The sequence below is a fragment of the Nocardioides sp. zg-1308 genome (assembly GCF_013155375.1).
Taxonomy (GTDB): Bacteria; Actinomycetota; Actinomycetes; order Propionibacteriales; family Nocardioidaceae; genus Nocardioides; species Nocardioides renjunii.
In genome coordinates this window covers 416,335-428,238 of the sequence record NZ_JABJQY010000004.1, presented here as the reverse complement: position 1 = coordinate 428,238, position 11,904 = coordinate 416,335, and the positions used below count along the sequence as shown (strand labels likewise).

The 11,904-nt window shown below is 74.1% G+C and carries 13 protein-coding genes; 10 read left to right on the top strand and 3 right to left on the bottom strand.

Features of this window, described 5'->3' with window-relative positions; all coding sequences use genetic code 11:
* Positions 1 to 54: 54 nt before the first annotated feature.
* The 3 genes from HN031_RS16980 to HN031_RS16970 are packed head-to-tail and all read left to right on the top strand — an operon-like array spanning position 55 to position 2,425.
* A complete protein-coding gene (locus HN031_RS16980; RefSeq protein WP_172272839.1) occupies positions 55 to 477 on the top strand; it encodes a MarR family transcriptional regulator in 423 nt (140 codons plus the stop codon).
* Positions 474 to 1,070 carry a dephospho-CoA kinase gene (gene coaE, locus HN031_RS16975; RefSeq protein WP_172272836.1) on the top strand — a complete coding sequence of 199 codons (597 nt, stop codon included), beginning with the start codon at positions 474 to 476 and terminating at the stop codon, positions 1,068 to 1,070. Before HN031_RS16980 ends, coaE begins: the two co-directional genes overlap by 4 nt.
* Positions 1,071 to 1,111: 41 nt before the next feature.
* Entirely contained in the window at positions 1,112 to 2,425 is a 1,314-nt protein-coding gene (locus HN031_RS16970) for a glycoside hydrolase family 3 N-terminal domain-containing protein (protein ID WP_172272833.1), read from the top strand.
* Positions 2,426 to 2,429: 4 nt separating this feature from the next.
* On the opposite strand, the gene HN031_RS16965 is transcribed toward HN031_RS16970, so the two are convergent.
* Complete coding sequence (locus HN031_RS16965; protein ID WP_172272830.1) at positions 2,430 to 3,392, bottom strand: RNA polymerase sigma factor RpoD/SigA; 963 nt, start codon at positions 3,390 to 3,392, stop codon at positions 2,430 to 2,432.
* 187 nt (positions 3,393 to 3,579) lie between these two features.
* Between HN031_RS16965 and HN031_RS16960 the strand changes: the two genes are divergently transcribed.
* From HN031_RS16960 to HN031_RS16950, 3 genes are all read left to right on the top strand, one after another.
* Complete coding sequence (locus HN031_RS16960; RefSeq protein ID WP_172272827.1) at positions 3,580 to 4,311, top strand: 5-oxoprolinase subunit PxpA; 732 nt, start codon at positions 3,580 to 3,582, stop codon at positions 4,309 to 4,311.
* A 438-nt stretch (positions 4,312 to 4,749) separates the two neighbouring features.
* Positions 4,750 to 5,349, top strand: coding sequence for an allophanate hydrolase subunit 1 (locus HN031_RS16955; RefSeq protein WP_172272824.1), 600 nt, complete (start codon positions 4,750 to 4,752; stop codon positions 5,347 to 5,349).
* A complete protein-coding gene (locus HN031_RS16950; RefSeq protein WP_172272821.1) occupies positions 5,346 to 6,188 on the top strand; it encodes a biotin-dependent carboxyltransferase family protein in 843 nt (280 codons plus the stop codon). Before HN031_RS16955 ends, HN031_RS16950 begins: the two co-directional genes overlap by 4 nt.
* Positions 6,189 to 6,202: 14 nt before the next feature.
* Here HN031_RS16950 and HN031_RS16945 read toward each other — a convergent pair whose 3' ends face one another.
* Complete coding sequence (locus HN031_RS16945) at positions 6,203 to 7,507, bottom strand: DNA polymerase IV (protein WP_172272818.1); 1,305 nt, start codon at positions 7,505 to 7,507, stop codon at positions 6,203 to 6,205.
* A gap of 114 nt (positions 7,508 to 7,621) precedes the next feature.
* Here HN031_RS16945 and HN031_RS16940 point away from each other — a divergent pair, with 114 nt between their 5' ends.
* Both HN031_RS16940 and HN031_RS16935 read left to right on the top strand, forming a co-directional pair.
* On the top strand, positions 7,622 to 8,641 hold the full coding sequence (locus HN031_RS16940; protein ID WP_172272815.1) for a DUF4192 domain-containing protein: 1,020 nt from the start codon (positions 7,622 to 7,624) through the stop codon (positions 8,639 to 8,641).
* 54 nt (positions 8,642 to 8,695) lie between these two features.
* A complete protein-coding gene (locus HN031_RS16935; RefSeq protein WP_172272812.1) occupies positions 8,696 to 10,159 on the top strand; it encodes a glutamate-cysteine ligase family protein in 1,464 nt (487 codons plus the stop codon).
* 24 nt (positions 10,160 to 10,183) lie between these two features.
* On the opposite strand, the gene HN031_RS16930 is transcribed toward HN031_RS16935, so the two are convergent.
* Positions 10,184 to 10,675, bottom strand: coding sequence for a hypothetical protein (locus HN031_RS16930; protein ID WP_172272809.1), 492 nt, complete (start codon positions 10,673 to 10,675; stop codon positions 10,184 to 10,186).
* 125 nt (positions 10,676 to 10,800) lie between these two features.
* Here HN031_RS16930 and HN031_RS16925 point away from each other — a divergent pair, with 125 nt between their 5' ends.
* Positions 10,801 to 11,202, top strand: coding sequence for a universal stress protein (locus tag HN031_RS16925; RefSeq protein WP_172272806.1), 402 nt, complete (start codon positions 10,801 to 10,803; stop codon positions 11,200 to 11,202).
* Between the two features lie 117 nt (positions 11,203 to 11,319).
* Complete coding sequence (locus HN031_RS16920) at positions 11,320 to 11,901, top strand: HhH-GPD-type base excision DNA repair protein (protein ID WP_172272803.1); 582 nt, start codon at positions 11,320 to 11,322, stop codon at positions 11,899 to 11,901.
* The last annotated feature ends 3 nt before the right edge of the window (positions 11,902 to 11,904 follow it).

The following is an 11,904-nucleotide window of genomic DNA, read 5'->3' as shown; positions in this document are numbered from 1 at the left end:
GGTGAGGTAGCCTCACTATGAGGTGACAACCCTACCGATGGGGGAGATATTCCCGTGGACACCGCACACCCGGACACCGGCGACCTCGTCCTGGCGCTGGCGCGCCGGGTGCGACGGACGTACGCCGAGGCGCTGGCGCAGTGGCACGTCACGCCGTCGCAGTCGCGGGCCCTGCGCGTGCTCGAGCGGACGGACGGGATGCGCCCGTCGGCCCTGGCGGACGAGCTGCGCATCGCCCCGCGCTCCGCGACGGAGGTCGTGGACGCCCTGCAGCACCGCGGCTGGGTGCAGCGTGCCGCCGACCCCACCGACCGGCGGGCGACCACCGTGACCCTCACCGGGAGCGGTCGCGACCTGGTGGGCAGGATCGACGACGTGCGTCGCCAGGCGTCCGAGCAGGTCCTGGCCGTGCTGACGCCGGCGCAGCGTCGTACGCTCCACGAGATCCTGACCGTCGTCCTGGGGGAGGACCCGTGACCGTCCGCGTCGGCCTGACCGGAGGCATCGCCTCGGGCAAGAGCACCGTCTCGTCGATCCTCGCCGAGCTGGGCGCCGTGGTGATCGACGCCGACCTCATCGCCCGGGAGGTCGTCGCGCGGGGCACGCCGGGGCTCGCGGCGGTCGTCGAGGAGTTCGGCACCGGCCTGCTCACGGCCGACGGCGACCTCGACCGGCCGGCGATGGGCGCCCTCGTCTTCTCGGACGACGACGCACGCCGGCGCCTCGAGGCGATCATCCACCCGCTCGTCCACCGACGCAGCGCCGAGCTCGAGGCCGACGCCGACCCCGGTGCCGTGGTGGTCCACGACATCCCGCTGCTGGCCGAGGTCGGCCGCGCCGGCACCTTCGACGCCGTGGTCGTCGTCGACGCCCCCGCCGAGCTCCAGGTCTCCCGGATGGTGGAGCACCGCGGGTGGTCGCGCGAGGAGGCGGAGTCGAGGATCGCCGCCCAGGCCAGCCGTGAGGACAGGCTCGCGATCGCGACGCACGTGGTCGTCAACACCGGCTCGCTCGACGACCTGCGCCAGCAGGTCGAGGACGTCCACGCCGACCTCCTGGCCCGGGCGTGACGTTTCCCGGATGTCGCGGTCGGGCCGGTAACCTCCCCGGCGTGCTCCCGCTCCGACCCCGCCTGGCCGTGATCGCAGCAGCAGCCCTGCTGGCGAGCGGCTGCGCGAGCCTCGACGCGGGTCCGGACGACGCCGCACCGGCCACCTCCTCGAGCCGCTCGGAGGACCGCGGGCCGACGTCCACGCCCACGGCGACGGAGACCCCCGTCGACCCCGACACCCCCACGTCGTGGGGCCCCACCGTCGGCGAGGTCGAGGAGGCGCGCGAGCTGGTCAGCACGTGGACGCCCGAGCAGCTCGCCGGCGGTGTCATCGTGGGTCGCTTCCACGGCACCGACCCGCAGGAGCCTGCACGGATGGTGCGCGAGCTGCACCTCGCGGGCGTGTCGGTGACGGGCGACAACGTGGTCGACGAGCTGCAGGTGCGCACGATGACCGCCGCGCTGGCCGCGGCGGCCGGGGCCGACGGCCGCGACTTCCCGCCGGTGGTGGGCGTCGACCAGGAGGGCGGCTACGTCTCGCACCTGCGCGGCGTCGCGACGGAGTTCCCCCACTTCCAGTCGGCCGGACTGGCGATCGAGGCGGACGCCCGCCAGGGCCGTCGGGTCACCCGCGCGGCCGCGCTGACCACCGGGCTCGAGCTGCGCGACCTCGGCTTCACGTGGGTCTTCGCCCCCGTCGCCGACGTCACCGTCGGCGCGGCCGACCCGACGATCGGACCCCGCTCGCCGTCGCAGGACCCCCGGACGGCCGCCCAGGCCATCGGCGCGGCGATCAAGGGCTACGACGACGCCGGCATCGTCTCGACCGTCAAGCACTTCCCCGGCCACGGCACCGCCACGAGCGACAGCCACGACACCCTGCCGGTGGTCGACTCTCCGCTGGCCGAGATCGAGGCGCACGACCTGCCCCCGTTCGAGTCGGCCATCCGGCAGGCCGCGCCAGCGGTGATGCTGAGCCACCTCGACCTCACGGCCGTCGCCCCCGGCGTCCCGGCGTCCATGGCCCCCGAGGTCTACTCCCTGCTGCGGGACGACATGGGGTTCGAGGGCGTGGCGATCACCGACTCGATGGGCATGGGCGCCGTCGCCGGCCGTCCCAAGCCGGCGCTGCAGGCCCTCGTGGCCGGGGCCGACCTCCTCCTGATGCCAGTGGACACCGCGGTCACCCACCAGGTCGTCGTCGACGGCATCGCGTCGGGCGAGGTGTCGCGCGAGCGCGTCGAGGAGGCCGCCGCGCGCGTCGTGGCGCTGCAGCGGTGGCAGGCCCGGGTGGCAGCACAGCGGCCCGTGCCTGCCGACGTGGTCGAACGGGCACGGGCCGCGAGTGCGGACCTGTTGTCCGCGGCGTACTGAGTCCTCAGGCAGCCAGATCGGGGTCGCCGGCGCGGCGCAGCTTCTGCAGCGCCTCCCGCTCGAGCTGGCGCACGCGCTCGGCGGAGATGCCGTGGCGGGCACCGATGTCGGCGAGCTTGTGCTGGCGGCCGTCGGCGAGCCCGTAGCGGGCCCGGACGATGTCGGCCGAGCGCTCGTCGAGGATGCCGACCAGGTCGTCGAGCCGCTGGCGGGCCTCGGCGTCGAGGACGTTGAGGTCCGGACCCGGCGCGGTCTCCTGGGCCATCAGGTCACCGAGCGAGGTGTCGCCGTCCTCGTCCACCGGGGTGTCCAGCGAGACGTGGTCGCGGCCCCAGCTCATGAGGTCGAGCACCCGGTCGATGTCCATGCCGAGCTCGGTGGCGATCTCCTGCGGCTCCGGGTCGCGGCCGAGCTGGCGCTCGAGCGTGCGGCGGGCGCTGCCGACCTGGTTGAGCTCCTCGACCACGTGGACGGGCAGGCGGACCACGCGGGCCTGCTGCGCGATGCCGCGGGTGATGGCCTGGCGCACCCACCAGGTGGCGTACGTCGAGAACTTGTAGCCCTTGGTGTAGTCGAACTTCTCGACCGCGCGGATCAGGCCGGTGTTGCCCTCCTGGATCAGGTCCAGCATCGGCATCTGGGAACGGCCGTACTTGCGCGCGATCGACACCACGAGGCGCAGGTTGGCCTCGATGAAGCGGTCGACGGCGAGGCGGCCCTGCTCGGCGAGCCACTCGAGCTCGGCCTCGTTGGCGCTCATCGGGGCGCCGCCCTTGCGGCGACCGACCCGGCCCGTGTCGAGCAGGTGCTGGGCCAGCAGGCCTGCCTCGATGGTCTTGGAGAGCTCGACCTCGGTCTCGGCGTCGAGGAGCGGGGTGCGGGCGATCTCGTCCAGGTAGAGGCCGACGCTGTCGCGGCCCTCGATCTCACGCGTGGTGGTGGTGCGCTTCGGCTGTGCGGTGCTCATCTCAATCCTCCTGCGTCCTCGTGCGACCACCCCGTGCCGCACACCTGTTCCAACACCTGTGTTCGAAGCGGGATTCCCGTCCGGATTGCGGTGCCTTCATCTCAAGTGACGAGCCAGTTCCTCCGGGAGTTTCCTGATCCCGGAACTCTCAGGGACTTCTCAGGGGTTCCCCGGGGACACTGGCCCCATGCGCACCGTGACGGACCCCTCGACGGAGCCATCCCGGGTCGACCTGAACGCCGACCTGGGCGAGGAGGTCACCGACGACGCGGGGCTGCTCGAGGTGGTGACGAGCGCCAACGTCGCCTGCGGCTTCCACGCCGGCAACGCCGAGGTGATGCGCGCGGTGTGTGCGGGGGCCGTGCGGCGCGACGTCGTGGTCGGGGCGCAGGTGTCGTACGCCGACCGGGAGGGCTTCGGGCGCGTGGCCCGCGACGTCCCGGCCGACCTCCTGCGCGACCAGGTCGCCGAGCAGGTCGGTGTCCTGACCGGCATCGCGCTCGCCGAGGGCGGGGGAGTGGCCTACCTCAAGCCGCACGGCGCGCTCTACCACCGGGTGGCGGTCGACGAGGAGCAGGCGACGGCCGTGCTGGACGGCTCCGGCGACCTCCCGGTGCTGGGCATGCCCGGATCGCTGCTGCTCGAGCTGGCGCGCCGACGTGGCCGGGAGGTGCGGCTCGAGGGGTTCCCCGACCGGGGCTACACCGACGAGGGGCGCCTGGTGCCCCGTGGGCAGCCGGGCGCGCTGGTCACGGACCCGGACGAGGTGGCCGCGCGAGCGGTGCACCTGGCGCGCTCGGTCGACTCGGTCTGCGTGCACGGCGACTCACCGGGCGCCGTGGCCGCCGCCCGTGCCGTACGCCGCGCGCTCGAGGCCGCCGGGACGACCGTGACCAGCTGCTGGTCCTCCACAGCCTGAGCGTCGAGCTGTGGAGACAGCCGCCGTGGCTGTGGAGCGGAGGACCACTTCTGTGGGGAACCCTGTGGGACCGCAGGTTTGTCGCGCGCACCCCTTGCGAGGGGTGGTCCGGGCGGCATAGAACTCTCTCACCGGAGCCGCTTCGGCGGGGCCGGGGATCGGATCGGACGAACTGTTCCACCCGGCGAGCTCGCTCGCCGCGCAGGCCCGGTGACGGGGTCGGCGGGGACGGGGATGCCGGATCGGTGGGTCGGACGTCACCAACCCGACCGAATCGAGGGGCTCCTGATGCTCATACCATCGGGAGCCCCTCACCTTTTTCGCTTCCGAGGCTGCCGACTCGCTTCCTCGTCCGCAACTCCGCACCGGTGAACGCTGGGCGACGCCCCGGGGTGCCGCCTCCGCGGGCGCCCGGTCCGGGAGCGCGATGATGGCCCCGTGCGGGTGATCACGGTCGGTGCGCGGGCGTGCCTGGTGGAGGTGGGCGGTGCCGTCGAGGCGGCCTCGCTGGCCGCGTGGCTCCGCACCTCCGGCCCCGACCACGGCCTCGCACCGGACGAGGTGGTCCCGGCCGCCACGACGGTCCTCCTCGACGGCGTCGACCCCGCCCCGGTGCAGGCCGTCCTGGCGCACTGGGCGGGTGGACCGGCGGGTGGAGCGGGACCGCTGGTGCGGGTGCCGGTCACCTACGACGGGCCGGACCTCGAGGCGGTCGCCGGGCACTGGGGCTGCTCGGCGGGGGAGGTCGTCGACCTGCACACCTCCGTCGAGCTCGTCGCGGTCTTCTCGGGCTTCGCGCCCGGCTTCACCTACCTCTCCGGCCTGCCCCGGACGGTGCCCCGGCTGGCCACGCCGCGCGCGCGGGTGGCGCCCGGCTCGGTGGCGCTGGCCGACACGTGGTGCGGCATCTACCCCACCGCCTCGCCCGGCGGCTGGCAGCTGATCGGGTCCACCGACGTCGTCCTGTGGGACGCGACGCGCGACCCGCCCGCGCTGCTGCCTCCCGGCGCGCGGGTCCGCTTCGAGGCAGTCGGATGAGCATCGAGGTGCTCGACCCGGGTCCGCTCGCCACGCTGCAGGACCGTGGCCGGCGCGGGTGGGCCCACCTCGGGGTGCCGCGGGCCGGTGCCCTCGACCGCGGGGCGGCCGCGCTGGCGCTGCGGCTCGTCGGCGGCGCCCCGGACGACGCGGTGGTGGAGACCACGCTCGGCGGCATCGTGCTGCGCACCCACCGGGCGGTGACCCTCGCCGTCACCGGCGCGCCCTGCCGGGTCGGCGTCGGTCGTCGGGCAGTCGCCCACGGGGCACCGGTCACGGTCCCGGCCGGCGCCGTCGTCACGGTGGGCCCCGCGACGGAGGGCGTGCGCTCCTACGTCGCCCTCGCGGGCGGGCTGGACGCGGACCCGGTCCTCGGCTCCCGTTCGACGGACACCCTCGCCTGGGTGGGCCCACCCCGCCTCGCCGCGGGACAGCTGCTGGCGGTCGGGCGGCCGGGGCCCCTGCCGGAGCCGCCTGCTGCGGTCGTCGTACGCCGTCGCGAGCGGGTGCTGCGCCTGCACCCGGGCCCGCGGGTGGACTGGCTGGCCGGGGCCGCGTGGGCGGGCCTCGACGGGGCGGAGTACGCCGTGGCGCCCGACAGCGACCGGGTCGGGCTCCGGCTCACCGGCCCGCGGATCGCCCGTCGCGAGGGCGAGCTGCCCAGCGAGGGCATCGTGCTCGGCGCCGTGCAGCTGCCGCCCTCGGGCGAGCCGGTGGTGTTCCTGGCCGACCACCCGACGACGGGCGGCTACCCGGTGGTCGCGATCGTCGACGACGACGACCTCGACCTGTGCGCCCAGCTGCGGCCGGGGGAGCGAGTGGTGCTTCGGGTCGTGTGAGCAGTCGCCCGCGCTCAGTCCTCGGCGGGCGGCTCGAAGCGGTGCAGCGCCGGGTCGTCGGCCCGGAAGCTGCGGACGGGACCGGGCGGCGTCTCGGCGGTCTCGAAGCGGACGGTCACCACGCCCGACCCGGCGCCCCACACCCAGCCGGGCCCCATCTCGTCGTGCACCACGTCGGCGCCCGGCGGCCACGAGCGGCGCGGGGGCTCCGGGAGCACCACGTCCTCGGGCTCCTCCTCGCCGGGCTCGTCGCCGAAGAGGTCCTCCTGCACCCAGTCGGCCAGTCCCGACATCCCGACCCCGAGCAGGCGCACCCCGCCGGTCGTGTCGAGGTCGCCCAGCAGGGAGCGGGCGACGCGGGCGATGGTGCTGCCGTCGTCGGTCGGGCTGGACAGGGTGCTCGACCGGCTGAGCGTCGTGAAGTCGTGCAGCCTCACCTTGATGGTGACCGTGCGCCCGGAGGTGCCGTTCTTGCGCATCCGGGTGCCGACCTCCTTGGCCTGCCTGGTCAGCAGGCCCTCCATGAGGCGGCGGTCGGTGATGTCGGTGTCGTAGGTGCCCTCGACGCTGACCGACTTCGCCTCGCGCTCGGCGACGACCGGACGCGAGTCCTGGGCGCGGGCGAGCCGCCACAGGCCCTGGCCGAGCGCCTGGCCCAGCAGCCCGACGAGCTCGTCCTCACCGACCCGCTCGAGCTCGGCGATCGTGTGGATGCCCGCCCGCCGCAGGCGCTCGGCCGTGGCCGGTCCGACGCCGGGGATGACCGTGACCTTCATCGGCCGCAGCAGGTCGAGCTCCGTGCCGGGTGGCACGACCGTCATGCCGTCGGGCTTGTCCAGCTCGCTGGCCACCTTGGCGAGGAACTTCGACGAGGCGATGCCCACCGTCGCCGTCAGGCCCCCGGTGACCTCGTGCACCGACGCGCGCAGGCGTTCCCCGGCCTCGGTGACCGTCGCGACGTCGAGGTCCGGCAGGCCGGCCGCGGCGAGGTCGACGAACGCCTCGTCCAGCGAGAGCGGCTCGACGAGGGGCGACAGGTCGCGCAGCACCTGCATGACCCGCTTGCTGGTCTCGCGGTAGGCGTGGAAGCGGCCGCCGAGGAACGCGGCGTGGGGACAGCGGGCGCGGGCCTCGCGCGTGGACATCGCCGACCCCACCCCGAACTTGCGGGCCTCGTACGACGCCGTGGACACCACGCCGCGGCCACCGGTCCCGCCGACGATGACCGGCTTGCCGCGCAGCGACGGCTTGTCGCGCTGCTCGACGGCGGCGAAGAAGGCGTCCAGGTCCAGGTGCAGGATCGACGCGGTGGTGCGCACGCGGGCATTCTCGCAGCCCACCAACCGTCCACAGGCCGCGCCTCGGCCGCTTCCTCCACAGGGTCGCGAGGGACTCGGCATGGCTCGTCGGTGGGCACGGGAACGGTCGTCGTCATGGATCCCACACACGGCACACCAGACCCAGTCCGGACCTCGGACCCCCGCCCGGCCTCCGCGGCCCCGCCCGACCCCGCACCGACGCGCCTGCGCGCACGCACGCCCAGCGACATCGCGGCCTTCGTGCCGCTGGCCCTCGGCTTCGTCCCGGAGCGGTCGGTCGTGATGCTCAGCATCGGCGCCCCGGGGATGAACGCCCGCGTCGACCTGCCGCACGACCCCGACGACGTCGACGACGTGGTCGAGGCCCTGCTCCGCCCGGCGCGACGCAACGGCGTGCGCGAGGTGGTGGTGGTCGTCTACGACGACGACACCACCGTGGCCGACGAGGCCGCCTGGTCGCTCCACGAGGAGCTCACCGCCACCGGCATCGAGGTGCGCGAGGTGCTGCGCGTCCACGACGACCACTGGTACGCCGTCCTCCCGGGCGCGCCGCTCGCGGCCTACCAGGGCGTCCCGTTCTCGCTCGTCGACCACGCCTTCACCGCCCAGGGCGTGTTCGACGGTCGGGTGACCCACGCCAGTCGTGAGGCGCTCCGGGCGACCCTCGCGCCGGACCCCACGGCTGCCATCGCAGCGTCCGACGTGGTGAGCGCCGCCGTGCTGCCGCCGGGCGCGCTGGCCGCGCTGGTCCGCCGCCACATGCGAGGCGGCTCCACGCTCTCCCGCGCCGAGCTCGCCTCGGTGGCCGCGACGGTCGTGGTGCCCGCCCGGCGCGACGAGGCGTGGGTGTGGCTGGGCCGGGCCGAGGCCCGCAGCGCGTGCGAGCTGTGGTCGGACGCCGTACGGCGCCTGCCCGGCTCGCACGTGGCGGGCCCGGCCGCCGTGCTGGCGTTCTGCGCGTGGCTGGTCGGCGACGGTGCCCTGTCGTGGTGTGCCGTCGACCGGTGTCGCGAGGCGGAGCCCGCGCACTCCCTGGCGGGGCTCGTCGCCCAGCTGCTCGAGTCCGCCACGTCGCCCGACGAGTGGGAGTCGCTGCGACCGTCGACGGGTGCCAGTGGTGACCCGGCCGCGTGAGCGGGCAGGGCCCGGGCGGTTCCCCGCCACGACGCGGGTGACTAGGGTGCCGTCATGGGAGAAGAGGTCGCGAACCAGGAGTTCAGCCGGGCCGACCGGACCCGGCACCGCGAGAAGGTGCGGCGCAACCTCGACGTGTTCGCCCGGATGCTGCGCGAGGCGGCGTTCGACACCGACGACCCGATGACCGGCCTCGAGATGGAGCTCAACCTCATCGACGACGCGGGCGACCCGGCGCTGAAGAACGCCGAGGTGCTCGAGGCCATCGCCGACCCCGACTTCCAGACCGAGCTGGGCCAGTTCAACATCGAGATCAACCTCGCCCCGGCCAAGCTCCGCGAGGGCGGCCTGTCCACCTTCGAGGACAGCCTGCGCCGCTCGCTCAACGACGCGGAGGAGAAGGCCGTCAAGGTCGGCGCCCACCAGGTGATGATCGGCATCCTGCCGACGCTCGCCGAGGGGCACATGAAGCTCGAGTCGCTCAGCTCCAACCCGCGCTACAAGCTGCTGTCCGAGCAGATCCTCGCGGCGCGCGGCGAGGACATCACCATCAGCATCTCCGGGCGCGAGCGGCTCACCACGACCGCCGACTCGATCGTGCCGGAGGCGGCCTGCACCAGCACGCAGTTCCACGTGCAGACCTCGCCCGACCAGTTCGCGGCCTACTGGAACGCCGCCCAGGCGATCGCGGGCGTCCAGCTCGCGGTGTCGGCCAACTCGCCCTACCTGCTCGGCAAGGAGCTGTGGCGCGAGACGCGCATCCCGCTCTTCGAGCAGGCCACCGACACCCGCAGCGAGGAGCTCAAGGCACAGGGCGTGCGCCCGCGCGTGTGGTTCGGCGAGCGGTGGATCACGTCGGTCTTCGACCTCTTCGAGGAGAACGTCCGCTACTTCCCGGCGCTGCTCCCGGTGACCGACGAGGAGGACCCGCTCGACGTCCTCGAGTCCGGCGGCACCCCCGAGCTCCACGAGCTGCGGCTGCACAACGGCACCATCTACCGCTGGAACCGGCCGGTCTACGACATCGCCGGTGGGGTGCCGCACCTGCGCGTCGAGAACAGGCTGCTGGCGGCCGGCCCGACCGTGGCCGACACCATCGCCAACGCCGCCCTGTGGTTCGGCCTCGTCCGCTACCTCGTCGAGAGCGAGCGGCCGCTGTGGTCGCAGATGTCCTTCTCCGCCGCCGAGGAGAACTTCCACGTCGCCGCGCAGATGGGCGTGGAGGCGCAGGTCTACTGGCCCGGCATCGGCCAGGTCCGCGCCACCGAGCTCGTGCTGCGCCGGCTCCTGCCCATGGCCCGGGCGGGCCTCGACTCGTGGGGCGTCCCCGCCGAGGAGAGCGACCGCTACCTCGGGATCATCGAGCAGCGCTGCCAGGCCGAGGCCAGCGGGTCCTCGTGGTTCGTCGAGCGGGTGCGCCAGCGCGGGGGAGCCGACCGCTACGACGCCCTGCGCGCGACGCTCCTCGACTACCGCGAGCGGATGCACAGCAACGAGCCGGTGCACGCCTGGGACTGAGCCGTCCCTGCCGGGCGCGGCCGGTCAGCCGGCCGGTCGTCGCCGCAGCCGGCGCCACTCCCGGCGTACGCCGCTGACGGGGTCGAACCAGCCGCGGCGGGTCACGACGACCAGGCCGAGCGGCAGCCCCAGGGACGCGCAGGCCCACGTGGCGGGGCCGAGCCAGCGCAGGTCGTCGTCGTGCGGGCTCAGCTCGCCGGGTCGGGTGAGCCACAGGTGCGGCCGCGGCGTCAGGCCCTGCGCGTGACGGAGCAGCGCGAGGACGACGTCCGCCCGGATCCCGGCATCGGTCAGCGCAGGGTCCTCGACGTGGCGGGCGCACCGGCCGGGGACGCCGGCGTGGAGCGTCGTGGGGAAGCGCCGCTGCCGCTGCTCCTCCACCAGCTCGAGCGTGGCCGCGCGCAGGACGATGTGGGTGTGGCGCTCGATCGGAGCCTGCAGGCCGAGGTGGCGAGCGGCGTGCACGACGACCGGACCACCGGCGTGGGTCTGCTTGCTCGGTCCGGGGTGGGCCATGACCCCACCCTGCCGGAGGTGGGGCTCCGCAACCCGCCTGTCCACAGGCTGCCCAACCCCGTCCGTTTCCGTTACGGTGCCAACAGGCCGGCGGCGAGGCGCTGCGGGCCACGAGAGGAGACACCATGGGCACCGTCGTCGTCGGATACGTCCCCAAGCCGGAGGGCGAGGCTGCCCTGTCCGCGGGCATCAACGAGGCCAAGCTGCGCGGCAGCAAGCTGGTCGTCGTCAACTCGCACCGAGGAGGCCAGGAGTTCGACGGACCCAAGGCGCGTGCCGCGGAGGACGACCTCGCGGGCATCAGGGCCACGCTGGAGGAGTCCGGCGTCGAGCACGACATCCGCCAGCTGGTGCGCGGCTTCGAGCCCGCCGAGGACCTCATCAGCATCGCCGAGGCCAACCACGCCGAGCTGCTCGTCATCGGCCTGCGCCGTCGCTCGCCCGTCGGCAAGCTCATCCTCGGCAGCAACGCGCAGCGCGTGCTTCTCGATGCCCCCTGCCCGGTGCTCGCAGTCAAGGCGCAGTAGCCGCCGCTGCAGCACCTCCACCAGCCCCGACCGGTCCGGCGCGCGACGTCATGCGGATGGGGCAAGGCCCTGCGCCGTCCGTGTGACGTCCCGACGTTCTCGGGCAGGATGGACGCCATGGCGATCCAGATCACCGGCGACCCCGCCGCCGACAAGGTCCTCGACGACTCCGCGTTCGCGCTGCTGGCGGGGATGATGCTCGACCAGCAGTACCCCATGGAGCACGCCTTCCGCGGCCCGGCCAAGGTGCTCGACCGGTTGGGCACCTTCGAGCCCGCGGCGATCGCGGCGGCCGACCCCGAGCAGTTCGCGGCGATGGCGTCCACCCCGCCGGCCATCCACCGGTTCCCCGGCTCGATGGCGGCCCGTCTGCAGGAGCTCGCCCGCATCGTCGAGGACACCTACGGCGGCGACGCCTCCCGGTTGTGGACCGAGGCCGCCGACGGCAAGGACCTGCTCAAGCGGGTCATGGCGCTGCCGGGCTTCGGCAAGCAGAAGGCCCAGATCTTCGTGGCGCTGCTGGCCAAGCAGCTCGGCGTGCGCCCCGACGGCTGGGAGCGCGTGGTCGGTGACTACGCCCTCGAGGGACACCGCTCGGTCGCCGACGTGGTCGACGCCGACTCGCTGCAGAAGGTGCGCGACTTCAAGAAGGCCAAGAAGGCCGAGGCCAGGACCGCGACGCAGCCGCCCGCCGAGTAGGCC

Coding starts and splice junctions, on each gene's coding strand:
- HN031_RS16965 (WP_172272830.1), bottom strand. CDS start 3,392: ATGAGCACCGCACAGCCGAAGCGCACCACCACCACGCGTGAGATCGAG.
- HN031_RS16960 (WP_172272827.1), top strand. CDS start 3,580: ATGCGCACCGTGACGGACCCCTCGACGGAGCCATCCCGGGTCGACCTG.
- HN031_RS16950 (WP_172272821.1), top strand. CDS start 5,346: ATGAGCATCGAGGTGCTCGACCCGGGTCCGCTCGCCACGCTGCAGGAC.
- HN031_RS16940 (WP_172272815.1), top strand. CDS start 7,622: ATGGATCCCACACACGGCACACCAGACCCAGTCCGGACCTCGGACCCC.
- HN031_RS16935 (WP_172272812.1), top strand. CDS start 8,696: ATGGGAGAAGAGGTCGCGAACCAGGAGTTCAGCCGGGCCGACCGGACC.
- HN031_RS16930 (WP_172272809.1), bottom strand. CDS start 10,675: ATGGCCCACCCCGGACCGAGCAAGCAGACCCACGCCGGTGGTCCGGTC.
- HN031_RS16925 (WP_172272806.1), top strand. CDS start 10,801: ATGGGCACCGTCGTCGTCGGATACGTCCCCAAGCCGGAGGGCGAGGCT.
- HN031_RS16920 (WP_172272803.1), top strand. CDS start 11,320: ATGGCGATCCAGATCACCGGCGACCCCGCCGCCGACAAGGTCCTCGAC.